This is a genomic window from Micromonospora chaiyaphumensis, assembly GCF_900091435.1.
Classification (GTDB): domain Bacteria; phylum Actinomycetota; class Actinomycetes; order Mycobacteriales; family Micromonosporaceae; genus Micromonospora; species Micromonospora chaiyaphumensis.
This window is the reverse complement of the sequence record NZ_FMCS01000001.1, coordinates 74,950-98,440: the sequence shown is the minus strand read 5'-3', so window position 1 is coordinate 98,440 and position 23,491 is coordinate 74,950. Positions and strand designations below refer to the sequence as shown.

Sequence of the window (23,491 nt, the reverse complement as noted above, 5' to 3'; positions counted from 1 at the left end):
CGTGTTCTCCTCAGTGCGGTACGGCCGTCGTCGCCGTGTTCACCCGGGGGACGGAGCCGCCCCCGGGTTCTCGACATCGCACCGCGACTTTTTCTGGCGGTCTTGATGACACCACACACTCCCCCTAAAGCGTCCTAGGAGGCTAGGGATGAGGCAGGGCGCGGCCTCACCCGAAAGAGGCTCGCGAACGGGTGAGCGCGGCTAGCGTCGGAGTGGTGGGCGGTCATATCGGGGTGATCGAGGCACTCAAGGCAGACCCCACCATGTCGGGCCTGCGCCGGTCGCTGGAGACGTACTACGGCGACCCGGCCCGCGACACGGCGATGGACGCCTTCTACGCGCCCCTGGTCCGCCCCGGCGACCTGGTCTTCGACGTCGGCGCCCACGTGGGCGACCGGCTCGGCAGCTTCCGGCGGCTGGGTGCCCGCGTGGTGGCCGTCGAGCCGCAGCCGCTCTGCACCCGGGCCCTGCACGCCCTCTACGCGGGCGACGAACGGGTGACCGTGGTGGAGGCGGCGTGCGGGGCGCGTACCGGGCCGGTGCGGCTGCACGTGAACTCGGCGAACCCCACCATCTCGACGGTGTCGGCGGGATTCCTGCAGTCGGCCCGCGGGGCCGGCGGCTGGGCGCACGAGGTCTGGGACGCCGAGATCGAGGTGGCCGGCACGACGCTCGACACCCTGATCGCGGCGCACGGCGTGCCGGCCTTCGTGAAGATCGACGTGGAGGGCTTCGAGGACGCCGTGCTGGCCGGGTTGAGCCGGCCACTGCCGGCACTGTCGTTCGAGTTCACCACCATCGAGCGCGACCTGGCCGTGCGCTGCCTGGACCGGCTCACCGGGCTGGGGTTCACCTCGTTCACCGTGGCGCTCGGGGACGAGATGGCGTTCGCCCTGCCCGGCTGGCGGCCGTCGGACGAGGTGGCGGCGTACCTGCGGGCCCTGCCGTACGAGGCCAACTCCGGCGACGTCTACGCCCGCACCGGCCCGGCGTAGTTCGCGCATCGACGCTGCTCACACCCTTGATCGGCGGCGCCGTCCAGAGGCACTTTTTTCAGGTTTCGAACTTAGCCATGTTTCGTTACGCGCCCGTTATTGACGTGACCGCCGCCACTTCGGTTGACTGCGACGGAACCGCTTCCGCAACCGGTTCCGAAACATCCGCCTCACCCTGCGACCCGGGAGCGTCACGTGCCGATCACCATCGCCGACGTCGCCACCCGTGCCGGGGTGAGCAAGACGACGGTCTCGCGGGTGCTCAACGGCAAGGGCGAGGTGCACGTGCGCACGGCCGACCGGGTCCGCGCCGTCATCAACGCCCTCGGGTACGTGCCGAGCGCCCGCGCGGTCGGCCTGGCCCGCGGGCGTACCCGGGTGGTGGGCATGCTGGTCCCCGCCCTGACCTGGCCGTGGATGGGCGAGGTGCTCCAGGGCGCGGCCGACGTGGTCGAGGCCGAGGGGTACGGCATGCTGCTGTTCACCTGCACCCACGGCGACGAGTCGATGCGGCGGTTCGCCTCCCAGGTCTCCGCGAAGTCCTTCGACGGCCTGCTCGTGGTCGAGCCGGAGGGCACCCTCGACTACATCACCGAGCTGCACGAGCGCGGCCTGCCGGTGATCCTCATCGACGACCGCGGCCACCAGCCCGGCTTCCCGTCGGTGCGGACCACCAACGAGGCCGGCGCGCGGGCGGCGGCGGCGCACCTGCTGACGCACGGGCGGAAGCGGCCGCTGGTCGTCACCGGCCTGAGCCGCTTCGGCTGTACCCGGGAGCGGCTCGCCGGGTTCGCGGCCGGCTACGCCGACGCCGGCCTGCCCATCGATCCCGCCCTCGTCGTGGAGGGCGACTTCACCTTCGAGTGCGGGCGGGTCGCGGTGGAGAACCTGCTCGCCGACGGCGTGCCGTTCGACGCCGTCTTCGCCCACAACGACCTCTCCGCCGCCGGGGCGCTCCAGGCGCTGCGGGACGCCGGCCGGCGGGTCCCGGAGGACGTGGCCGTGGTCGGCTTCGACGACCTGCCGCTGGCCGGGCACACCCATCCACCGCTGAGCTCGGTGCGCCAGCCGTTGCGGGAGATGGGTGCGGTCGCCGCCCGTACCCTCATCGCCCACCTCGGCGGGACGCCGCTGCCCGCCACCCCGACCGTGATCCCGACCAGCTTCACCGTCCGCGCGTCGACCGGCGCGACCTGACCTCGCCACCGCTGTAGCACCACCCGCACCGGCGGGCGCCCCGCCCGCCGGTGGTAACACCGCACACCCTTCATCCGCCACATCCCGCTCGAGGACCGCGGGAGCACCGAGGGAGACCTCCATGAGAAGAAGGCAACTCCTCGCCGTCGCGCTGGCCGGCGCGATGGCCACCGGCGTCGCCGCCTGCGGCGACAGCCCGAACGCCAACAAGAAGAACGGCCAGGCGGCCACGGTGCTGAACGTCGGCATGCCGAACGGCCCGCAGGCCGAGAACAACAACCCGTTCCTCACCACGTCCGCCGCGGCCTCGCTGGGCTACCGCTGGCAGATCTACGAGCCGCTGATGATGTGGAACCCGGTGAAGCCGGCCGACCCGTTCAAGCCGTGGCTGGCCACCAAGGCCGAGTGGTCGCAGGACTACACCTCGGTGAAGGTCACCATCCGGGACAACGCCACCTGGTCGGACGGGCAGAAGGTCACCGCCGAGGACGTCGCCTTCACCTACAACCTGGTGAAGAAGTACCCGGCGCTGAACGACCAGGGCGTGCCCTACACGGACGCGACCGCCAGCGGCAACGAAGTCACCATCAAGATGGAGAGCCCGCAGTTCGTCAACCAGCAGAAGGTGCTGTGGCGGGTGCCGATCGTGCCCAAGCACATCTGGGAGAAGATCAGCGACCCGACGACCGACACCGTCAAGCAGCCGGTCGGCAGCGGCCCGTACACCCTGAAGTCCTTCACCCCGGCCAGCATGACCCTGTCGGTGCGCGACAAGGGCTACTGGCAGGACCCGCCGAAGGTCAAGGAACTGCGCTACACCTCCTACACGGACAACAGCGCGCAGACCACGGCCCTGGCCAACGGCGAGTCGGAGTGGAGCTTCGTCTTCATCCCGAACTACCAGGCCGTCTTCGTGGCGAAGGACCAGGAGCACCACAAGGTGTGGGCGCCGCCGGTCCTGGGCATCCACGGTCTCTACCTCAACACCACGAAGAAGCCGTTCGACGACCCGGCGCTGCGCCGTGCCATGAACATGGTCATCGACCGCGCCGACATCTTCACCACGGCCGAGGCCGGCTACTTCCACCCGCAGGTGAAGAGCGTGACCGGCCTGCCCAGCCCGGCCGGTGACTCGTTCATCGCGCCGGAGTACAAGGGCCAGGACCACAAGGTCGACGTCGAGGGCGCCAAGACGCTGCTGACCGGCGCCGGCTACAAGCTGGAGGGCAACACCCTCAAGGACAAGACCGGCAAGGCCGTCACCGTCAAGCTGACCGACCCGGCCGGCTGGTCCGACTACCAGACCAGCCTGGAGATCGTGAAGGACAACCTGTCGAAGATCGGCATCGCGGCCACGGTCGACAAGGCCAACCAGGACGCCTGGTTCCGCAACGTCGAGCAGGGCAACTTCGAGGCGACCTTCCGGTGGACCGAGAGCGGCGCGACGCCGTACGACATCTACCGGACCGTCATGGACGGCCGGCAGCTCAAGCCGATCGGCACCGCCTCGCCCGCCGGCAACTTCGGCCGCTTCAACAACAAGGAGGCGACCGACGCCCTGGTCGCCTACGCGAACGCGACCGACGAGACCGCGCGCACCACCGCCATGAACACGCTGCAGAAGATCTTCGTCGACCAGATGCCGATGATCCCGGTCGGCGCGGACAACATCGGCGGCGCGTACAGCACGAAGAACTGGACCGGATGGCCGGACGACTCGAACCCGTACGGCGCCATGCAGCCCACCCAGCCCAACGCCGTGGACGTGGTCCTGCACCTCAAGCCCGCCAACGGCTGACCTCGCCAACCGCCTCCCCGGCCGGCTCCCGGCCGGGGAGGCGCACCCCCACGCTCAGACAGGAACTCGGCATGACGTTGAGCGAGAGCGCGGCGGCGCCGGTCGACGAGGTGGTGCTGGAGGCCGTCGGCCTGACCAAGCACTTCCCCGTCCGCAGGCGGCTGCGTGACCTCTTCTCCCGGACGCCGGCCGTCGTGCACGCCGTCGACGACGTATCGTTCGCGCTGCGCCGCGGCCGGGTGACCGCGCTGGTCGGAGAGTCCGGCTCCGGCAAGTCCACGGTGGCGCGGCTGCTGGCGCAGATCTATCCCCGCACCGCCGGCGACATCCGCCTGCACGGCACCTCGACCCGGGTGCGCGGTGGCCGGCCGTTCCGGTCGTACGTGCGGCGGGTCCAACTGATCCTGCAGGATCCGTTCGCCTCGTTGAACCCGGTGCACACCGTCCGCTACCACCTGACCCGGTCGCTGCGGATCCACGGCAACGCCGGGCGCGGCGCCGAGGAGCTGGACGCGGCCCTCGCCAAGCTGCTCACCCGGGTGAGCCTCACCCCGCCCGAGCGCTACCTGGACGCGTTCCCGCACGAGCTCTCCGGCGGCCAGCGGCAGCGCGTGGCCATCGCGCGGGCGCTCGGCGCCGACCCGGAGGTGCTCCTCGCCGACGAGCCGGTCTCCATGCTCGACGTCTCGATCCGCCTCGGCGTGCTCAACCTGCTGCAGGACCTCAAGCAGCGGCTCAACATCGCCATCCTCTACATCACGCACGACATCGCCTCGGCCCGCTACTTCGCCGACGAGACGATCGTGATGTACGCCGGGCGAATGGTCGAGGGCGGCGACAGCGAGACCGTCACCCAGAGCCCGGCCCACCCGTACACGCGGTTGCTCACCGACTCCGCGCCGGACCCGGAGCGGATCACCGGCGACGGCGCCGGCGCCGACGCGGCCGCCGGTGCGGACCGCGGTCAGGGCGAGCCGCCGAGCCTGATCGCCCCGCCGTCGGGCTGCCGGTTCCATCCCCGGTGCCCGCACGCCATGCGGCGCTGCACCACCGACCTGCCGCCGCGACTGGACATCGCCGACCGGCCCGGCCACTGGGCGGCCTGCTGGCTCTACGACCCGGACACCGTCGCCGCCGACGCCCCCGGCTCGGCCGCGCCCGACGCCGACCCGACCGTGCCACCGCCCGCCTCTGCGGTCGAGCGGGACGACACCGCCACCCTGGGGGAGGCACGATGAGGTTCCTCCTGCAGCGCACGGCCTTCTACCTGTTCACGGCGTGGGCGGCCATCACGCTCAACTTCTTCATTCCGCGGCTGGTCCCGGGTGACCCGGTGCAGTCCCTCATCTCGCGCAACCAGGGCCGGATCAGCGCCGACGCCATCGACTCGCTGCGCGTGCTGTTCGGGCTGGACTCCGACGCGAGCATCTGGGAGCAGTACCTGGACTACTGGGGGCAGCTGCTCCACGGCGACCTGGGGCTGTCGTTCACCTTCTTCCCCACGCCGGTGTCGACGGTGATCGGTGACAGCCTGCCGTGGACGGTCGGCCTGGTCGGCATCACCACGGTCATCAGCTTCCTCCTCGGCACCGCGCTCGGCGTCGGTGCCGGCTGGCGGCGCGGCTCCTGGGTCGACGGGCTGCTGCCGGCCACGACGTTCCTGTCCTCGATCCCGTACTTCTGGCTGGGCCTCGTCGCCATCGCCGTGTTCACCGGGCCGGGAAGCTTCTTCCCGTCCTCCGGCGGCTACGAGGCGGGTCTCGTGCCGGCGTTCGACGGGTACTTCATCCCGAGCGCGATCAAGCACAGCGTCCTGCCCGCCGCCACCATCCTGGTCTCCTCGATGAGCGGGTGGATCCTGAGCATGCGCAACATGATGGTGACGGTCTCGTCGGAGGACTACATCACCGTCGCGCACGCGAAGGGCCTGTCGGAGCGCCGGGTCGCCCTGAGCTACGCCGCCCGCAACGCGCTGCTGCCGAACGTCTCGGGCTTCGCGCTGTCGCTCGGCTTCATCGTCGGTGGCACGCTGCTCGTGGAGATCGTGTTCTCCTACCCGGGCCTCGGTTACCAGCTCTTCCAGGCGGTCGGCTACAAGGACTACCCGCTCATGCAGGGGATCTTCCTGATCATCACGATCTCCGTGCTGGTGGCGAACCTGCTCGCCGACGTCGCGTACCTGCTCCTCGACCCACGGACCCGAAAGAGCTGAGCGATGACCATCTCACCGTCGAGCATCGAGCAGGTCATTCCCGGCCAGGGGGCGATGGCCCAGCCGTCGGCCGCGCCGGGCCGGGCGAAGCGGCGCCGGTTCCGGTTCGTCGCCAACGCCAAGGCCGCCACCGGCCTGGTCATCCTGGGCATCTACTGCCTGTTCGCGGTCATCGGGCCCTGGGTGGCGCCGTACGACCCGAACGCGCGCAGCGCCGACGTGCTCCAGGGGCCGTCGGCCCGGCACTGGTTCGGCACCACCCACCTCGGTCAGGACATCTTCAGCCAGATCCTGGTCGGCGCGCGCAGCGTCATGCTGGTGGGCCTGCTCGCCGGCGTGCTGGCGACGATCCTGTCCATCCTCATCGGCGTGACGGCCGGCTACATCGGCGGGGTGCCCGACGAGGGGCTGTCGGCGCTGTCCAACGTGTTCCTGGTCATCCCCGCCCTGCCGCTGATCATCATCGTGACGTCGATCGTCGAGCAGGCCAGCGACACGCTGGTGGCGCTCATCATCGGCTTCACCTCGTGGGCGTGGGGCGCCCGCGTGCTGCGCGCCCAGACCCTGTCGCTGCGGCGCCGCGACTACGTCGAGGCGGCCCGGGCCACCGGCGAGCGGACCTGGCGGATCATCCTGTTCGAGATCCTGCCCAACCTCACCGCGATCATCGCCTCCGGCTTCGTGGGCACCGTCATCTTCGCGGTCATGTCGGAGATCACGCTGGCCTTCATCGGCATCTCGTCGATCTCGTCGTGGAACTGGGGCACCATCCTGTTCTGGGCGCAGGGCCAGCAGGCCCTCGCGCAGGGCGCCTGGTGGTGGTTCGTGCCGGCCGGGCTGGCCATCGCGCTGCTCGGCACCGCCCTCGCCCTGATCAACTTCGGCATCGACGAGTTCGTGAGCCCCCGGCTGCGCAGCGCCGGCAAGACCCGGATCCGCACCGCAGACGGTCGCACCGTGCGGATGCGGGTCGGCTTCACCCCCGTGCTGGCCCCGGCCTCCCGTCCGGTACCGGCCCCCCGAGAGGAGGTCGCACCATGAGCGATCCGGTGCTGGAGATCCGCGGGCTGCGGGTCGACTACGGGCTCGGCGACGCGGCGGTGCACGCCGTCCGGGACGTCGACCTGACCCTGCACCGCGGCGAGGTGCTGGGGCTGGCCGGGGAGAGCGGCAGCGGCAAGTCCACCCTGGCGTACGGGCTGACCCGGCTGCTGCCGCCGCCCGGCGTGGTGAGCGGCGGCCAGGTGGTCTACCACCCGGTCGACGGCCCGCCGGTCGACGTGCTGACCCTCAGCCCGGCGCAGCTGCGGCAGTTCCGCTGGGCGGAGACGTCGATCGTCTTCCAGGGCGCCATGAACTCGCTGAACCCGGTGCACAAGGTCTCCACCCAGCTGCTCGACGTGATCAAGGCGCACGACCCGACGAGCACGGCGGCGGGCCGGCTGGCCCGGGCCCGGGACCTGCTGCGCCTGGTCGGCATCGCCGCGGACCGGCTGGACAGCTACCCGCACCAGCTCTCCGGCGGGATGCGGCAGCGGGTGATGATCGCCATGGCGCTGGCGCTGGAGCCGCAGGTGGTCATCATGGACGAGCCGACCACCGCCCTGGACGTGGTGATGCAGCGGCAGATCCTCGGCCAGCTCGCCGAGCTGCGGGAGCGCCTCGGCTTCGCGGTGCTGTTCATCACCCACGACCTGTCGCTGCTGGTCGAGTTCTCCGACCGGATCGCCATCATGTACGGCGGCCGGATCGTCGAGGAGGCGCCCGCCGCCCAGCTGTACCGGCAGGCCCTGCACCCGTACACCGAGGGTCTGCTGCACTCCTTCCCGGCGCTGCGCGGACCGCGCCGGGAGCTGACCGGCATCCCCGGCTCGCCGCCGGACCTGCGGGCCATGCCGAAGGGCTGCGCGTTCCACCCGCGCTGTCCGAAAGCCTTCGACCCGTGCGACAAGAAGGTGCCGGTTCTGGGCGCCGCCGAACCGGGCCGGGACGTCGCCTGCTGGCTGCACCCGGTCGCCGCCCCGGTCCCCCACTGACCCCCGCTCTCCGTCCGACCGAACGACCCGCTACCGCGAGGAGAACCATGGACACCGACCTCACCCGCCCCAGCACCACCGGGCAGGCCGACCCGATCGACACCCTGCCGCCGACCTTCCGGTGGGGGGTGGCGACCTCGTCGTACCAGATCGAGGGCGCGGTGGCCGAGGACGGCCGGACCCCGTCGATCTGGGACACCTTCTGCCGCGTGCCGGGCGCGGTGGCCAACGGCGACCACGGCGACGTGGCCTGCGACCACTACCACCGGATGCCGCAGGACGTCGCGCTCATCGCCGACCTGGGCCTGGACACCTACCGGTTCTCCGTGGCGTGGCCGCGGGTGCAGCCGGGCGGCCGCGGGCCGGCGAACCCGGCCGGGCTGGCCTTCTACGACCGGCTGGTGGACGAGCTGCTGGGCCGCGGGATCGACCCGTGGGTGACGCTCTACCACTGGGACCTGCCGCAGGAGTTGGAGGACGCGGGCGGCTGGCCGAACCGGGACACCGCCCACCGGTTCGCCGACTACGCGGAGCTGGTCTTCGGCGCCCTCGGCGACCGGGTGAAGACCTGGACCACGCTCAACGAGCCGTGGTGCTCGGCGATGCTCGGGTACGCGTACGGCAACCACGCCCCGGGCCGGCGGAACCTGGGTGACGGGATCGCCGCCGCCCACCACCTGCTGCTCGGGCACGGGCTGGCGGTGCAGCGGCTGCGCGCCGCGGCGACCACCCCGATCGAGCTGGGCCTGACCGTCAACCTGTCCACCGCGGACCCGGCCAGCGACAGCGCGGCCGACCGGGACGCGGCGCGGGCGGCCGACGGGCTGGGCAACCGGCTCTACCTCGACCCGGTGTTCCGCGGCTCCTACCCCGAGGACGTGGTGGCCGACCTGGCGGCCGAGGGGGTGCGCATCCCGGTGCAGGACGGCGATCTGGAGGTCATTTCGTCGCCGATCGACGTGCTCGGGGTGAACTTCTACTTCGGGCAGGTGCACTCCGGGGTGGACGAGCAGGGCCGGGAGCGCGACGACGACGGCCGCCCGGTGCGCCGGGTCATCCGCCGGGACCTGCCGCGCACCGCGATGGACTGGGAGATCGTGCCGGACTCCTTCACCGAGCTGCTGGTCCGGCTGCACCGGGACTACCCGGGCGTGCCCCTGGTGATCACGGAGAACGGCGCGGCCTTCGACGACAAGCCGGACGCCGACGGGTTCGTGGCCGACGACGACCGGGTGGCGTACCTGACCGAGCACCTGCGGGCGGTGGCCCGGGCCCGGCAGGCCGGCGCGGACGTGCGCGGCTACTTCGCCTGGTCGCTGCTGGACAACTTCGAGTGGGCGTACGGCTACGACAAGCGGTTCGGCATCGTGCGGGTGGACTACGACACCCAGCGGCGCACGCCGAAGCGCAGCGCGCACTGGTACCGCGACACCATCCGGCGGGTGCGCGGGGAGCGCTGACGGGCCGCTCGGGGCGGCCGCCCGGGGGCATCCCGGGCGGCCGCCCCGCCGTGCCCGCCCACAAACTCGGACTCTTTTTTCATATCTTGACATAAGCAGGTGCGAGGGGTTTTCTCATTCGCGGATGTCTATTTATCCGGAAGGAGCATCCGTGTCCCCCACCACCGTTCCCCGACTCGCCGGCCGCGCCACCCTGGCGCTCTGCCTCGCCGCCGGCACCCTCGCCCTCGCCCCGCCACCGGCCGCCCAGGCGGCCGGCGAGAGCGTCAACGTCTGGCTCACCACCACCTCCGACTCCGGCGGGCGGACCGTCACCCGGGGCCTGCAACAGCAGAGCCCGCTGGCCTTCGCCGCCACCAGCCCGGGCGCCACCCACACGATCACCGTCGACGAGAACACCCGCTACCAGCCGTTCGAGGGCGCCGGCGCGTCCATCACGGACACCACGGCGTACCTGCTGCGCGGCGGACCGGTGAGCGCGGCGACCCGGGACGAGGTGATGCGCAAGCTGTTCAGTCCCACCGACGGCATCGGCCTGTCCTACGTGCGCAACCCGATCGGCGCCTCCGACCTGTCCCGGCCCGGCAACGTCTCGCTCGACGACACCTGCTGCGACCTGAACGACTTCGGCGCCAACGGTTACGACACCAACGTCGAACTGCTCACCGCGCAGGCCCGGCAGCTCAACCCGGCGCTGCGGGTGATGGTCGTGCCGTGGAGCGCGCCCGGCTGGATGAAGGACAACGGCCGGATGGACCAGATGGGCTGGCTCAAGTGGGAGTACTACGCCACCTACGCCCAGTACTTCGTGAAGACCATCCAGGCGTACGCGGCCCGGGGCGTGAAGGTCGACTACCTCTCGGTGCAGAACGAGCCGAACTGCTGCCAGTCCGGCAACCCCACCGCCATGGACTACCCGGGGATGAGCTGGAACTCCTCCGGCCTGGTCGAGCTGACCAAGAACTTCGTCTACCCGGCGTTCCGCGCCGCCGGCATCACCACGAAGGTGCTGGTGCACGACTGGAACTACGGCGACTACGGCACGATCGGCGCGGGGCTGCTGGCCGACAGCGCCGTGCGCACCGATCCGCTCTTCGGCGGCATCGCCTGGCACGGCTACTGGGGTGACCCGGCGGTCGGCAGCCAGGTGCACGGCCAGTACCCGGCGGTGCCGCAGTTCAGCACCGAGCACTCGGGCGGCACCTGGATCGGCAACCAGCACAACGAGGACATGGCCGACATCGTGAACTACGCCCGGAACTGGAGCCGGAGCGTGGTGAAGTGGAGCCTCGCGGTCAACCAGTTCATGGGCCCGCACAACGGTGGCTGCGGCACCTGCACCGGCCTCATCACCGTCCAGGAGGGCGGCGCCCGCGCCGGCCAGGTCGACTACACGATCGAGTACTACACGACCGGGCACCTCACCAAGTTCGTCCGGCCCGGCGCGCTGCGGATCGACTCCACCGCCAACGGCACGGTGCAGAACGTCGCGTACCGGAACCCGGACGGCACGAAGGCGCTGCTCGCGCACAACGGCGGCGGCTCCGCCCAGTCGATGAAGGTCGTCTGGGGCGGCCAGTCCTTCACCTACACCCTGCCCGCCCGCACCACCGCCACGTTCACCTGGGCGGGCACGCAGTCCGGCGGCGGGGGCGGCACGCCGACCGGCCCGATCACCGGCATCGGCGGCAAGTGCCTCGACGCCACCGACAACAGCAGCGCCGACGGCACGCCGGCGCAGATCTGGAGCTGCACCGGCGGCGCGAACCAGCAGTGGACCCGGGCCGCCGACGGCACCATCCGCGTGCTGGGCAAGTGCCTCGACGTCTCCGGGGGCGGCACCGCCGACGGCACCAGGGTGCAACTGTGGACCTGCAACGGCAGCGCCGCCCAGCGGTGGACCTGGACGGCCGCGCGGGACCTGGTGAACCCGCAGGCCAACAAGTGCCTCGACGTCACCGGCAACACGTCGGCCGACGGCACGAAGACGCAGATCTGGAGCTGCACCGGCGCGGCCAACCAGAAGTGGAACCTTCCGTCCTGACCCGGGGCCGGGCCGGCGGCGCTCCCGCCGCCGGCCCGGTCGCTCAGCGGGTGCGCGTGCGGGGCCGGCGGGCCGGCGGCACCGGCGCCGGGGACAGCCGGGCGGCCGGTTCGCGCGGCACACCGCCGTCGCGCAGCAGCCGGGCCATCGGCAGGGTGGCCGCGCCCATCGCGACCGCGTCCGGTCCGAGCCGGCACAGCTCGATCGACGTCTGGGCGTACGGCTGGCGCAGCGCGTGCCGCGCGGTGACCTCGCGGATCTGCGGCAGGTAGCGCTCGCCCAGGGCCAGGCCGGCCCAGCCGCCCAGCACCACCCGCTCGGGGTTGAACAGGTTCACGAGGTTCGCCACCCCGGCACCCAGGTAGCCCACCGTGTCGTCGAGCACCTTCGCGGCGGTGCGGCTGCTGGCACGCAGCAGCTCGCCGAAGGCGGTCTCCTCGTCGCCGCCGGCCGCGGGGCGGCCCCGGTTGGCCTGCCGGAACCGGTCCAGCACCCCTTCCGCCCCGACGTACGCCTCCAGGCAGCCGAGGTTGCCGCAGCGGCAGCGGCGGCCCCCGTACACGATGGTGGTGTGCCCCCACTCGCCGGCGCTGCTGTGCGCGCCGCGGTAGCCCACGCCGTCGGCGACCACGCAGGCCCCGACGCCGGAGCCGACCAGGGCGACGACCGCGTGCCGGACGCCGCGCCCGGCGCCGAACCACATCTCGGCCTGGCCGAGGGTCTTGGCGCCGTTGTCGATGTGCACGGGGATGTCGGTGCCGGCGCGGAGCATGGCGCCGAGCGGCACGCCGTCCCAGCCGAGGGTCTGGGCGTGCACGACGGCGTCGGCGGTGCGCTCGACGGTGCCGGAGACGGCGACGCCGAAACCGAGCACCGCGGCCGGGTCGACGCCGGCCTGCTCGATCACCGCGGCGAGGCCGTGCAGCAGGTGGTCGGTGACCCGCCGGGGGTCGGGCTCGGCGGCGGCGATCGGGTACTCCGCCTTGGCCAGGGCGGTCATGGCCAGGTCGAACAGCTCGACCTGCACCCGGGTCTCGCCGACGTCGGCGCCGACCAGGTAGCCGTAGGCGGGGGCGACCCGGAGCAGGACCCGGGGACGGCCGCCGTCGGACTCGACCGAGCCGGCCTCCTCGACCAGGCCCTCGGCGATCATCTCGCCGACCAGGTTGCTCACGCTGGCCAGGCTGAGCGCGGTGGACTGCCCCAGCTCGTGCCGGCTCAGCGGGCCGTCCAGCCAGATCCGGGTGAGCAGGACAGAGCGGTTGGCACGACGCATGTCGCGCACGGTGGTGCGTCTGGCGTCCACGTCCGCCTACCTCTCCGGTCACCATCCGCGGCGACCCGCCCCGGACACGTCACCCAAGGTTAATGCGGTGAACCAAGTAGTGAAGAACGTGGGCCGCCGCCCGCGACGACCCCGGGGTTCCGCGTTCGGCGGATCGCCGCGGCGCACGTCGGTTAGCTTGAGCCACGGGGCGGGCGCCGGCCGAGCTCGGTGACGGCCCTCGGCGCCGCGAGATCAAGAAGGCCTGCTGTGGTGGATGGCGGACGTCGGTCGGTTACGCGGACCATGATGGCGGGCTCCCGATCCGATCTTCTGGAGCTGTTCTTCGATCTCTCGCTGATCGCCACCCTGACCCTGACGTCGGAGAAGATGGCCGGCGAGGGCTGGACGGGGCTGGCCCAGGCCCTGCTGACGTTGTCGACGCTGTGGGCGGTCTGGGTGACCACCACGTCGTTCACCGACCTCTACAGCCCTCAGGAGCGCCCCATTCAGCTCGTGGTGCTGGGCATCATGTTCGGCGGCATGCTGATGTCGGCCGCCCTGCCGACCGCGTTCGACGGCCACGGGCTGATCTTCGGCGCCACCTGGGCCGGCATCAACTGGAGCCGGGGGCTGGTGATCATCGTGGCGCTCCGCAGCCGTCCGGAGCGGGAGCGGCCGATCCGGGTCCTGCTGTGGACCATCGTCTCCGGCAGCCTGTGGCTCGCCGGCGGCCTGGTCGCCGATCCCGGCGGCCGTCTCGGGGTGTGGCTGGTCGCGCTGGCCGTCGACTACGTGGCGTTCGGCTTCCGGTTCCCGATCCCCGGCCGGCCCCCGCTGCCGCGGTACAGGGTGGTGCCGGAACACCTCGCCGAGCGGTATCAGCAGATCTACGTCCTCACCCTGGGCGAGCTGATCCTCGTCACCGTCCTGACCCTGAGCCACATGCCGTTCAGCATGGACCGCGTCGGCGCGTTCGCCACCGCGTTCGTCGCGACCGTGCTGCTGTGGTGGAGCTACGCCCGCGGCGCCGGCGCCCGCCTGCGCGGCGCGATCGAGCGGGCCCCGCACCGCTACCGGCTGGTGCAGACCAACCCGTACGCCCACTGGCTGATGGTGGTCGGCGTGGTGGGCCTGGCGGCGGGCTTCAGCCGGGTCATCGCGCAGCCGGGCGCACGGCCGGAGGCGAACCAGGCCGCGCTCGTGCTCGGCGGTGTCGTGCTCTTCCTGGTCGGCCGGGCCACCCTCGACCACGAAGTGCTCGGGCGCGTCCCCCTCTCCCACGTGGTCGGCGTCCTCGCGGCCGTCGCCCTCGTGCCGGCGGCTCCACGCCTGGGGAATCTGATGCTGAGCCTGGTCGCCACGCTCGTCCTGTTCGGCGTCGCGGCCGCCGAGTTCGCCCGCCGGCAGCGCGAGGGCGTGGCGGCAACGCCCTGAGCCGACGAGGCATTTACATTTAACAAAGTTAACTGATAACCTCCGGCGCATCGATGAGGAGGTATGTCATGCGACTTCGACGCGGGTTGACCGCACTGCTCGGCGGCGCCGCCCTGCTCGCCGCCACCGCCGCCCTGCCCGTCGCCACCGGGCTCGCCGCCGCGCAGACCGCCCTGGTGGCCTGCTCCGCGCCGGCCTGGGCGGAAGGGGTCACCTGGACCGCCGGCAGCCGGGCCACCTACGCCGGCCGCCTGTACCAGGCGCTGGTGACGCACACCCCGCCGGCGGGCGCCGGCTGGACCCCGCCCGCCACCCCGGCGCTCTGGTCCGACCTGGGCGCGTGTGACGGCGGCACCCCGACGCCGAGCCCCACCACGAAGCCGCCCTCCCCCACCCCGACGCCGACGTCGTCACCGTCCCCCACCGCGACGCCCACCCCGACCCCGACCTCGACGACGCCGCCCGGCGGCAGCACCTGCGCGCTGAAGTCCCGGCCGGCCGGCAAGGTGCTCCAGGGCTACTGGGAGAACTGGGACGGCGCAGCCAACGGCGTGCACCCCGGCATGGGGTGGATCCCGGTCACCGACTCCCGGATCACCGCCCACGGCTACAACGTGGTCACCGCGGCGTTCCCGGTGATCCGCGCCGACGGCACCGTGCTCTGGGAGAACGGCATGGACGCCGGCGTCAAGGTGCCCACCCCCGCCGAGGTGTGCCAGGCCAAGGCCGCCGGCCTGACCGTCCTGCTGTCGATCGGCGGCGCGACCGCCGGCATCGACCTCGGCTCCAGCGCGGTCGCCGACCGGTTCGTCGCCACCGTCGTGCCGATCCTCAAGCGGTTCAACTTCGACGGCATCGACATCGACATCGAGACCGGGCTGACCGGCAGCGGCAACATCAACCAGCTGTCCACCTCGCAGGCCAACCTCGTGCGGATCATCGACGGGGTGCTGGCCCAGATGCCCGCCGGCTTCGGGCTCACCATGGCCCCCGAGACCGCGTACGTCACCGGCGGCAGCGTCACCTACGGCTCGATCTGGGGCGCGTACCTGCCGATCGTCAAGAAGTACGCGGACAACGGCCGGCTCTGGTGGCTGAACATGCAGTACTACAACGGCTCGATGTACGGCTGCGCGGGCGACTCGTACCCGGCCGGCACCGTGCAGGGCTTCACCGTGCAGACCGACTGCCTCAACACCGGCCTGGTCGTGCAGGGCACCACCATCCGCGTCCCGTACGACAAGCAGGTCCCCGGGCTGCCCGCCCAGATCGGCGCCGGCGGCGGGTACCTGAGCCCGGCGCTGGTGGCGCAGGCGTGGAACACCTACCGGGGCAGCCTCAAGGGGCTGATGACCTGGTCGGTCAACTGGGACGGTTCGAAGGGCTGGACCTTCGGCGACAACGTCAAGTCCCTCCAGGGCCGCTGAGGCCGCGCGGGGCCCCGCAGGCGCGCGGGGCCCCGCGCCGGGCGCGCGGATTGACGTCCTCCTGCCCTGGTCGATCCGGCGCGTGGCCCGAGCCGCTGGGCTAACCTCTGACCGAGGGCCGCGGGTCTCCCCAACGCCCATGAGCCGCTCTTCGCACGCTCCCGCCCGCCGCCGACCGGCGGGCCGGTGGCCGGCTCCCCCGCGGCGGTGTCCGCACGGGAACCACGGCACGTGCGAGGGCGCAGATGACAGTACGACCTCAGGGCCTGCCCTGGCGGTCCACCGACTTCCGGCTGCTCGTCGCCGGCCAGACGGTCACCCAGCTCGGCACCGACGTCACGGCGATCGCGTTCCCGCTGATCGCCGTGCTGCTCCTGCACGCCACACCGTGGCAGTTGGGCGTCCTCGTGGCCGTGCAGAACGGCGCGTTCCTCCTGCTCGGGGTGCCGGCCGGGGTCTGGCTGGACCGGCGGCGGCTCCGGCCGGTGCTGATCACCACCGATCTGGTCCGGTGCGCGGCGCTCGTCGCGGTCACCGTGACGGCCGCGCTGGGCCGGCTGACCCTGCCGCTGCTCATCGCGGCGGCCGCGGTCATGGCCGCCATGCGGGTGCTGTTCGACATCGGCCACCAGTCGTACCTGCCGAGGCTGCTGCACCGGGCGGACCTGCTCCGCGGCAACTGCACGCTGGAGACCGTCCGCTCCTCGGGGCAGGTCGCCGGCCCAAGCCTCGGCGGCTGGCTCACCCACCTGGTCGGCGCGACGAACACCCTGCTGGTCGACGCCGTGAGCTTCCTGATCAGTGCCGCCTGCCTGGCCCGGATCCGGGCCCGCGAGCCGGCGCCCCGGCCGCCCGCCCGGGCCGGCACGGCCCACGAGGCCCGGGAGGGACTGTCCCACGTCCTCCGGGATCCGGTGCTCCGCGCGATCGCGGCCACCAGCGCCCTGGTCAACCTGCTGTTTACTGCCGCCTCCGCCCTGATCATCCTGTTCCTCGTCGACACCGTCGGCGTCTCGCCCGGTGCCGCCGGTGTGCTGCTGTCCGCCGCTCCCGCCGCCGCGCTGCTGGGCGCCGTCACGGCGGGCCGGCTCGCCCGCCGGATCGGCCTGGCCCGCACCATCTGGCTGTCCGCGGTGGCGAGCAGCCCGTTCAACCTCCTGGTCCCCCTGACCGGCTGCGGCTGGGGCCTGGCCTTCTTCGTGGTCGGACTCCTCGGCAGTGGCGCCGGCCAGGTCGTCTACGGCATCGCTCAGACCACCTACCGGCAGGCGACCGTGCCCGCACGCCTCCAGTGCCGGGTCAACGCCACCATGCGGTTCCTGGTCATGGGCGCGCTGCCGCTCGGCGGCCTGCTCGGCGGCGCCCTCGGGGAGCTCATCGGCATCCGCTCGACCCTGTTGGTCATCGGCGCCGGCCTGACGCTAGCCCCGGTTCCGTTGCTGCTGTCCCCGCTGCGGCACGGCCAGGACGTTGCGGTACCGGGGCCGCCCAGCGACCCGCCCCTCCGGACTGCCGCGACGCCCACGGCCTCCGCCGGCCGTCGGTCGACTCGTCGCGCAGGCCCCGGCGCTTCGGGGTCCGGCACCACCTGTCGGGCGCGGCGGGTGGCCGGGCGTGGCCCGGGCGCGACCGGCGTGGGTGCGCCGGGTAGGCCGGGACCGGGCTGGTCCCCGCACCCGCGGCGTCCCTTGACCCGTCGGAGAGGAGTCGGGCGCGATCCCGGAGGCCGTCGGCCGTGAGCCTCCGGCCACTTCTCGCGCACGGCTCGGCAGAGGGTGACCGAGGTCCGCTCGGACGAACCGATGCGCGCATCTTTCGCCTGCCGGTCCCGTCCCGCCGACCGGGGCACGTCCCGTCCCGTCGCTGCGACGGTGCCCGTCACCCGTCTCGGCCCGGGGCGGCACGCCACCGGGACCGCCACTCCGGTGCCGGGAAGGGCTCGGTCACGTAGATCGTCTCGCGGGCCACCCGGTCGCCGCGGAACTCCAGGATGTCGACGGCGGGCCGCCACTCGCCGCCGTCGTACCGGATGCGCAGTTCCGCCACCCAGGCGTCGCCGCCGCCGCGCACCCGGACCACCTCCAGGTCCACGTCGGCCGGGTACGCGCGCCGCCACTCCCGGAAGTTCGCCACGCCCTCGAAGCGCTCGCCGGACTGCGGGAACTCCAGCACGGCGTCGTCGTGGTAGATCTCGTGGGCGGCGTCCTCGTCGGCACCGCTGTGGTCGATGTAGTGGCGCAGCACGGCCCGGACGCGATGCGAGAGCCGACCGTCGTTGCCCGTGGCCACCACAGGGAGACTCAGAATTACCCTGACTGTCGTGACGACGATCGAGCAGCTGGAACGGGCCACCTGGCCCGATCCCGGTCCGGACGCATCGGCTCTTGTGAGGCGCTGCTCCGCGCTGGCACGTACGCCGCTGGACGAATTCACGGTCGAAGACCTGCGCCTCATGCTCGGTCAACAGATCGCCGTGCCGGCGCTGTTGCCTCTCGCGCTACACGTGCTGCTCCAGGACCCGCTGGCCGAGGGCGACTACTACCCAGGCGACCTGCTCGTGAACGTGCTCGGGCTGCCTGAGCCGTCCTGGTCGGGCCTGCCCGCAGAGCGGGGTCAGTTGGTATCCGTGCTAACTGAACTCGTTGCCAGTTCTCCGCCCCTGGACCCGGGTCTCAAACCACGCGACCCGGCCCGGCTGGTCCGCGACACCGTCCTGCGGTTTCTCTCTCGATGAGGCTCTGTCTCGGGCGACCTCCGGACCCGTGCGGGACCAGTTCCCGCAGTCGCCCGACGGCGAGGGCGATCAGCCGTACACCCAGAAGGCCGCACAGCAGAAGAAGACCGTCAGCAGCACGGCCGAGGTGAGCAGCAGCACGACCAGCGTCAGCAGCTCGCTGCGCACCCTCGGCGCCGGCAGCTCGGACGCCGGGTTGTCGTCGGTGGGATCGTGGTCGGGGTCGGGCACGTCGTGATCATGTCAGGTCGGGGTTCGATCGGGGCTGTCGCGGATCGCGAGTGCAGCCTGGACGAGGGCGGCGTGGGTCAGCGTCTGCGGATAGTTTCCGAGGTGGGCGCCGGTCGCGGGGTCGAGTTCCTCGGCGTAGAGGCCCAGCGGGCTGGCGTGGTCGAGCAGTTCCTGGAACAGCTCCTCGGCCTCGCGGCGTCGCCCGGTGCTGGCGAGGGCCTGGACGAGCCAGAACGAGCAGGGCAGGAAGGCGCCTTCGGTGCCGGCGAGGCCGTCGCGTCCCGGCGGGTAGCGGTAGAGCAGCGGGCCGCCGGCGGAGAGCCGCTCGCGGATGGCGTCGACGGTCCCCCGCACGCGGGGGGACGCCACGTCGTCCAGGCCGAGCAGCGGGAGAACGAGCAGAGCCGAATCCAGGTCCGGCGTTCCGTAGCTACGGACGTAGCTGACCTGGGCCGGGTCGAAGCCCCGCGTCCGGACCTCGGCGGCGATGGCGTCCCGGGCCTCCTGCCAGCGCCGGCGTTGCCGGTCGGGAAGCGGGTGGGTGTCACCGATGCGGAGTGCCCGGTCGAGGGCGAGCCAGCCCATGAGCTTCGAGTGCACGTGGTGGCCGGGTTCGCGGACCTCCCAGATGCCGGCGTCGGGCTCGTTCCAGCGGCCGGCGACGACGTCGGCGAAGCCGCGCACGGCCCGCCACGTCTCGGAGTAGAGGCGGTGCCCGGCCTGCACGAACACCCAGGCCGCGTCGACCACCCAGCCGTAGCCGTCGAGCTGGTGCTGGTTGGCGGCGCCGTTGCCGGACCGGACCGGCACGCTGCGGAGGTAGCCGGGCCAGCCGGGCAGCTCCCGTTCCCGCGGCACGTGGCGGCCGGTCAGGGTGAACAGTGCCGGCAGGCGCGGGCGTTCCAGCCGGCTGGCGTGCAGGAGCCACGCGAGGAAGCCGTGGGCCTCGTCGAGCTTGCCGACGCCGAGGAACGCGTTGACCCCGATGCTGGCGTCCCGGGGCCAGACGTAGCGGTAGTCCCAGTTGCGTGCCCCTCCGGGGTTCTCGGGCAACGACGTCGTCGGCGCGGCGACCGGGGCCTGCGACGGTGAGTAGGTGAGCAGCCGCAGGGTGAGCAGGCTGCGGACGACGGCCTCCCGGAACGGCAGCGAGCCGTGGATCTCGGCCGTCCAGTCCCGCCAGCGGGCCTCGTCGCCGAGGACGAGTTCCCAGGCGGCCTCCGGCTCGACGTGGATCAGCGGTTCCCGGTCCGCCACGGCGAGGACGAGGGTGACGGGGCGGCCCGGCGCCACCTCGACGGAGGCGGGCCGGCCCGGTTCGACCGTGACCCCGGGTGTGCAGTCCAGGGATACGGCCAGCGCCCCCCACTGGCACACCAGGGCGTTGCCGCGGTGGCGGAGTCGGGGCCGGCGGTGCCGTACCCCGAGGCGGGGGTCGAACTCGACGACAGCACCCACTGCGCCACCCTCGACCGACAGCCGTCGCACGAGCAGTGTCGTGGGCAGCAGCCGTCCCTTGATCTCGGCCACCATCGACTCGGTGAGGGTCAGCCGCCGGCCGCCCACCTCCCACGTCGTCTCCAGCGTCGCAGTGTCCTGCCGGTAACGCCGCTCGACGATCGGGGCCGGCGTGGCCGGACCGGCCCGGAAGGTCCCCGCGGCGGGGCCGCCCACGAGGCGTCCGAACAGGGGCTCACCGTCGAACCGGGGTACGCAGAGCCAGTCGATCGCGCCGTCGCCGCTCACGAGGGCAGCGGTGCGGGTGTCGCCGAGCAGCCCGTAGTCGCTGATCGGTGCCGGCGGTCGGGGGTCCGTCACGGCGGGCTCCCCTCAGGTCCTGTGGTGCGCACCCGAAGGCCGATCAACCGGCGCGCAGGAGCAGCCCGAGCACGACCCCGTAGATCACGTGGACCACAGCCGTGACCGCGGGCGTCTGGACGCCGTAGTTGAGGGCGAACAGGCCGGGTGGCTCCAGCACGGCAGTGCTGGACGGGCCGGCCCGCAGCGAGGCCATCCGCGGATGGACGCCGGGCAGCAGCGGCAGGATCACCGTCAACGCGATCGCGACGTGGAGCCCGCCGAACAGCGCGCCGATCCACCAGGTGGCGCGGTGCAGCAGGGCGAACGCGACCGCGTACCCCAGGGCGAAGCCCTGACCGGCGAGGAGGTGGATGAAGAAGCCGACGACCCGGGCCCGGTCGGGGTCCTCGGTCACGAGGGTGCCGAGCACCAGGGGAAGGTCGAGGCGGGTCAAGCCGGCCATCTGTGCGCTGATCATCGCCGCGGTGAGCGCAGCGGTGGCGACCAGCCCGAACACCGCCCATCCGGCCCAGTCCATCTCAGCGGTGGCCGCCGCGGCACGCCCCGGCGGCCGGCGGCCCCGCACGCCTGTCGAGCGGTGGCCGCCCGGCGTTCCGGACGCGGCCCGGCACGGTTGTCTCGGCCATCGATGCCTTCCGGCTGTACCCGCGGGCGTGTGCGGCCCCGGACCGGAGCCCGCCCCGCTACGACTGTCGACTCTCCACCCTAGGCGCACCACACCTCGCGACCGGGTCGCTTGCCCGGACGAGCAGCGCGAATAGCCCGACCGAGTGAGCCGGTCCGCGGAGCTAGGCGGGCGTGGCCGGCTGGCACAACGGTTCACCGGTGGCCGGGTCCTGGCACAGGTACCGGCTGCCCGCGTGCATCCACCCCCAGAGGCTGTCCTCGAACAGGGGCTGCCGGCAGTGCTGGCAGGTCGGCCGCCGCCCCTCCCCCGGCTCCGGTTGTCCGGCCGGAGCGGCGCCACCACCGGCGGCCGGTGCCACCGCCGGGGCTTCCTGCACGGCGGCGCCCGCCGACGGCGGGCCGGGCCGCCGCTGCGGATGTGGGACGGACGTCGTGGGCTCCACCATGAACACTTCCCCGCACTCGACTCGATTGGGCGGCAGCTCTCGGTCCCGAGTTCCCGCCCGCACCCTGGAAGGCGCTGTATAAGACCGGCGCTGCGGCTCGCCGTGCCGTTACGCGACCGGTCGAGGACGCGGCCCCGCCGTGCCGGACCGGAACAGCGCGGCCGTCGACCTGAGGTGGGCGACCAGCTCGGGCGGGCCGTTGACGGTGAACGGCAGCCCGATCGACGCCAGCCGCAGCGCGTGCCACTCGGGGGTGTCCGGCGGGGCGAGCCACCGGCAGGTGCCGTCCGGCTGATCGGTCAGGGTGCCCGGCGGCGGCCCGCCGAGGCGATCCACCACCCGGGCGGCCGGTGCGTGCAGCATGACGTCGGCCTTACACGTGGGGGCCATGCGCATGGTCCGGCTGGCGACGAAGGCGGCGACGTCCCCGCCGGGTACGTCCCTCGTGGTCGCCCGGGCGCCCGTCGCGACGGCGGTGGTGACCCGGTCCAGCCGGAAGGTCCGCCAGTCGTCGCGGTCGAGGTCGAAGGCGAGGAGGTACCAGCGCCGCCCGGCCGTCACCAGGGCGCGCGGCTCGACGTGCCGGCCCTGGTCGCGGTACCGGAACCGCAGCCGCTCGTGGTTGGCAATCGTCGCGGAGGTGACGACCAGCGTGTCCGGGTCCACCGGCGCCATGGCCGGTGCGAACGGGTGGGCCACAGTGGAGGAGGCCAGGGTGTCGACCCTGCGGCGCAGCCGCGCCGGCAGCACCTGCAGCAGCTTGGCCAGTGCCCGCACCGCCGCCTCGTCCACCCCGGCCACCGGCTGCGCCGCGGCCGTGCGCAGCCCGATGGCCATCGCGACGGCCTCGTCGTCCTCGAGGAGCAGCGGCGGCATCGCCGCGCCGGCCGCCAACCGGTACCCGCCCAGCCCGCCCTGCTCCGCGTACACCGGATAGCCCAGGTCCCGCAGCCGGTCGACGTCCCGTCGCAGGGTCCGGCCGGACACCCCGAGCCGCTGTGCCAGCTCGCTGCCCGGCCACAACCGTGGGGTCTGCAACAACGACAGCAGGGACAGCAGCCGGGCACGCGGGTCGGACATGGCCGTCATTGTGCCGCGGGAGTAGGACGGGATCTGACCTATACGGGTCCTAGCGTGGGCGCAGTTCGTCACGACACGAGGGAGATTTGCCATGAGCCGCACCGCGCCCGCCGGGTACACGACCGCCGCGCCGTGGATCGTCACGCCGGACACCGGGCAGTTGCTGGACTTCGTCACCGCGGTGTTCGACGGTGTCGAACTCGGACGGGTACGCCTGGAGGACGGGACGATCGGCCACGCCGAGATCCGCGTCGGCGACACGATCCTGCTCGCCTTCGACCGGCAGCCGGACTGGCCGGCCATGCCGTCGCTGGTGCGGGTCTTCGTCGCCGACGCCGACGCCGCGACCGAGCGCGCGGTCGCCGCCGGGGCGCGCGTGGTCACCGCACCGGCCACCCACGCCTTCGGTCAGCGGGGCGGACGGGTGCGCGACCCGTTCGGCAACATCTGGTGGATCAGCGCGGTGGTGGAGGAGGTCGCACCCGAGGTGGGGATGCGGCGGCTCGCCGAACCGCGGTACGCCGAGGCGATGCGCGACGCGCAGGAGACCCTGGACCGGGAGTTGAGCGGCCGCACCGAAAGCGTGGTCAGTCGCCCGTTGATTTGATTGGGTGACTTCGCGAGACATTTCGCGGCCCCACTTTAACGTATATCGGACCGGGGGCCTTGCCGCAAGACCCGG

20 protein-coding genes are annotated in these 23,491 nt (G+C 72.5%); 14 read left to right on the top strand and 6 right to left on the bottom strand.

The features are described from left to right. Positions 1-263 precede the first annotated feature (263 nt). From GA0070214_RS00490 to GA0070214_RS00450, 9 genes are all read left to right on the top strand, one after another. Entirely contained in the window at positions 264-995 is a 732-nt protein-coding gene (locus tag GA0070214_RS00490) for an FkbM family methyltransferase (RefSeq protein ID WP_167364199.1), read from the top strand. Between the two features lie 195 nt (positions 996-1,190). Further along, positions 1,191-2,192: a LacI family DNA-binding transcriptional regulator gene (locus GA0070214_RS00485; protein ID WP_091257836.1), complete on the top strand. Its 1,002-nt coding sequence runs from the start codon at positions 1,191-1,193 to the stop codon at positions 2,190-2,192. A gap of 121 nt (positions 2,193-2,313) precedes the next feature. Next, positions 2,314-3,990 carry an ABC transporter substrate-binding protein gene (locus tag GA0070214_RS00480; RefSeq protein WP_091257834.1) on the top strand — a complete coding sequence of 559 codons (1,677 nt, stop codon included), beginning with the start codon at positions 2,314-2,316 and terminating at the stop codon, positions 3,988-3,990. A 71-nt stretch (positions 3,991-4,061) separates the two neighbouring features. After that, positions 4,062-5,228 (top strand): ABC transporter ATP-binding protein, encoded by a 1,167-nt coding sequence (locus GA0070214_RS32970; protein ID WP_091257832.1) that lies wholly within the window; start codon positions 4,062-4,064, stop codon positions 5,226-5,228. Beyond that, positions 5,225-6,202 (top strand): ABC transporter permease, encoded by a 978-nt coding sequence (locus GA0070214_RS00470; RefSeq protein WP_091257830.1) that lies wholly within the window; start codon positions 5,225-5,227, stop codon positions 6,200-6,202. Before GA0070214_RS32970 ends, GA0070214_RS00470 begins: the two co-directional genes overlap by 4 nt. Before the next feature lie 3 nt (positions 6,203-6,205). Then, positions 6,206-7,243, top strand: a complete 1,038-nt coding sequence (locus GA0070214_RS00465; RefSeq protein ID WP_208602605.1) for an ABC transporter permease — start codon at positions 6,206-6,208, stop codon at positions 7,241-7,243. Beyond that, positions 7,240-8,238, top strand: coding sequence for an ABC transporter ATP-binding protein (locus tag GA0070214_RS00460; RefSeq protein WP_091257828.1), 999 nt, complete (start codon positions 7,240-7,242; stop codon positions 8,236-8,238). The genes GA0070214_RS00465 and GA0070214_RS00460 overlap by 4 nt, the downstream gene beginning before the upstream one ends. Before the next feature lie 47 nt (positions 8,239-8,285). After that, the gene (locus tag GA0070214_RS00455) at positions 8,286-9,698 is read left to right on the top strand and encodes a GH1 family beta-glucosidase (protein ID WP_091257826.1); all 1,413 of its coding nucleotides are present in this window, start codon (positions 8,286-8,288) and stop codon (positions 9,696-9,698) included. Positions 9,699-9,849: 151 nt separating this feature from the next. Continuing rightward, on the top strand, positions 9,850-11,742 hold the full coding sequence (locus GA0070214_RS00450; RefSeq protein WP_341845044.1) for a ricin-type beta-trefoil lectin domain protein: 1,893 nt from the start codon (positions 9,850-9,852) through the stop codon (positions 11,740-11,742). Between the two features lie 43 nt (positions 11,743-11,785). On the opposite strand, the gene GA0070214_RS00445 is transcribed toward GA0070214_RS00450, so the two are convergent. Then, positions 11,786-13,018, bottom strand: coding sequence for an ROK family transcriptional regulator (locus tag GA0070214_RS00445; RefSeq protein WP_244167483.1), 1,233 nt, complete (start codon positions 13,016-13,018; stop codon positions 11,786-11,788). A 297-nt stretch (positions 13,019-13,315) separates the two neighbouring features. On the opposite strand from GA0070214_RS00445, the gene GA0070214_RS00440 reads away from it, so the two are divergent. The 3 genes from GA0070214_RS00440 (at position 13,316) to GA0070214_RS00430 (ending at position 17,609) form a co-directional block, all read left to right on the top strand. Then, on the top strand, positions 13,316-14,443 hold the full coding sequence (locus GA0070214_RS00440) for a low temperature requirement protein A (protein WP_167364166.1): 1,128 nt from the start codon (positions 13,316-13,318) through the stop codon (positions 14,441-14,443). A 68-nt stretch (positions 14,444-14,511) separates the two neighbouring features. Further along, a complete protein-coding gene (locus GA0070214_RS00435; protein ID WP_091257818.1) occupies positions 14,512-15,870 on the top strand; it encodes a carbohydrate-binding protein in 1,359 nt (452 codons plus the stop codon). Positions 15,871-16,115: 245 nt separating this feature from the next. Further along, positions 16,116-17,609, top strand: coding sequence for an MFS transporter (locus GA0070214_RS00430; RefSeq protein ID WP_091257816.1), 1,494 nt, complete (start codon positions 16,116-16,118; stop codon positions 17,607-17,609). A gap of 139 nt (positions 17,610-17,748) precedes the next feature. On the opposite strand, the gene GA0070214_RS00425 is transcribed toward GA0070214_RS00430, so the two are convergent. Then, entirely contained in the window at positions 17,749-18,159 is a 411-nt protein-coding gene (locus tag GA0070214_RS00425) for a nuclear transport factor 2 family protein (RefSeq protein WP_167364165.1), read from the bottom strand. A gap of 31 nt (positions 18,160-18,190) precedes the next feature. Between GA0070214_RS00425 and GA0070214_RS00420 the strand changes: the two genes are divergently transcribed. Next, the gene (locus GA0070214_RS00420; RefSeq protein WP_091257812.1) at positions 18,191-18,604 is read left to right on the top strand and encodes a contact-dependent growth inhibition system immunity protein; all 414 of its coding nucleotides are present in this window, start codon (positions 18,191-18,193) and stop codon (positions 18,602-18,604) included. 69 nt (positions 18,605-18,673) lie between these two features. On the opposite strand, the gene GA0070214_RS31650 is transcribed toward GA0070214_RS00420, so the two are convergent. From GA0070214_RS31650 to GA0070214_RS00400, 4 genes are all read right to left on the bottom strand, one after another. Continuing rightward, on the bottom strand, positions 18,674-18,835 hold the full coding sequence (locus GA0070214_RS31650; protein WP_167364164.1) for a hypothetical protein: 162 nt from the start codon (positions 18,833-18,835) through the stop codon (positions 18,674-18,676). A gap of 12 nt (positions 18,836-18,847) precedes the next feature. Then, positions 18,848-20,653 carry a glycoside hydrolase family 15 protein gene (locus GA0070214_RS00415; protein WP_091257810.1) on the bottom strand — a complete coding sequence of 602 codons (1,806 nt, stop codon included), beginning with the start codon at positions 20,651-20,653 and terminating at the stop codon, positions 18,848-18,850. 43 nt (positions 20,654-20,696) lie between these two features. Continuing rightward, on the bottom strand, positions 20,697-21,173 hold the full coding sequence (locus GA0070214_RS00410; RefSeq protein ID WP_091257808.1) for a hypothetical protein: 477 nt from the start codon (positions 21,171-21,173) through the stop codon (positions 20,697-20,699). 664 nt (positions 21,174-21,837) lie between these two features. Next, on the bottom strand, positions 21,838-22,809 hold the full coding sequence (locus GA0070214_RS00400) for a helix-turn-helix transcriptional regulator (protein WP_091257804.1): 972 nt from the start codon (positions 22,807-22,809) through the stop codon (positions 21,838-21,840). Between the two features lie 91 nt (positions 22,810-22,900). On the opposite strand from GA0070214_RS00400, the gene GA0070214_RS00395 reads away from it, so the two are divergent. Further along, positions 22,901-23,416: a VOC family protein gene (locus tag GA0070214_RS00395; protein WP_091257802.1), complete on the top strand. Its 516-nt coding sequence runs from the start codon at positions 22,901-22,903 to the stop codon at positions 23,414-23,416. Positions 23,417-23,491 lie beyond the last annotated feature (75 nt).

Coding starts and splice junctions, on each gene's coding strand:
- GA0070214_RS00430 (WP_091257816.1), top strand. CDS start 16,116: ATGACAGTACGACCTCAGGGCCTGCCCTGGCGGTCCACCGACTTCCGG.
- GA0070214_RS00395 (WP_091257802.1), top strand. CDS start 22,901: ATGAGCCGCACCGCGCCCGCCGGGTACACGACCGCCGCGCCGTGGATC.
- GA0070214_RS00435 (WP_091257818.1), top strand. CDS start 14,512: ATGCGACTTCGACGCGGGTTGACCGCACTGCTCGGCGGCGCCGCCCTG.
- GA0070214_RS00470 (WP_091257830.1), top strand. CDS start 5,225: ATGAGGTTCCTCCTGCAGCGCACGGCCTTCTACCTGTTCACGGCGTGG.
- GA0070214_RS00445 (WP_244167483.1), bottom strand. CDS start 13,018: ATGCGTCGTGCCAACCGCTCTGTCCTGCTCACCCGGATCTGGCTGGAC.
- GA0070214_RS00480 (WP_091257834.1), top strand. CDS start 2,314: ATGAGAAGAAGGCAACTCCTCGCCGTCGCGCTGGCCGGCGCGATGGCC.
- GA0070214_RS00455 (WP_091257826.1), top strand. CDS start 8,286: ATGGACACCGACCTCACCCGCCCCAGCACCACCGGGCAGGCCGACCCG.
- GA0070214_RS00460 (WP_091257828.1), top strand. CDS start 7,240: ATGAGCGATCCGGTGCTGGAGATCCGCGGGCTGCGGGTCGACTACGGG.
- GA0070214_RS00465 (WP_208602605.1), top strand. CDS start 6,206: ATGACCATCTCACCGTCGAGCATCGAGCAGGTCATTCCCGGCCAGGGG.
- GA0070214_RS00490 (WP_167364199.1), top strand. CDS start 264: ATGTCGGGCCTGCGCCGGTCGCTGGAGACGTACTACGGCGACCCGGCC.
- GA0070214_RS32970 (WP_091257832.1), top strand. CDS start 4,062: ATGACGTTGAGCGAGAGCGCGGCGGCGCCGGTCGACGAGGTGGTGCTG.
- GA0070214_RS00410 (WP_091257808.1), bottom strand. CDS start 21,173: ATGGACTGGGCCGGATGGGCGGTGTTCGGGCTGGTCGCCACCGCTGCG.
- GA0070214_RS00400 (WP_091257804.1), bottom strand. CDS start 22,809: ATGTCCGACCCGCGTGCCCGGCTGCTGTCCCTGCTGTCGTTGTTGCAG.
- GA0070214_RS00440 (WP_167364166.1), top strand. CDS start 13,316: ATGGCGGGCTCCCGATCCGATCTTCTGGAGCTGTTCTTCGATCTCTCG.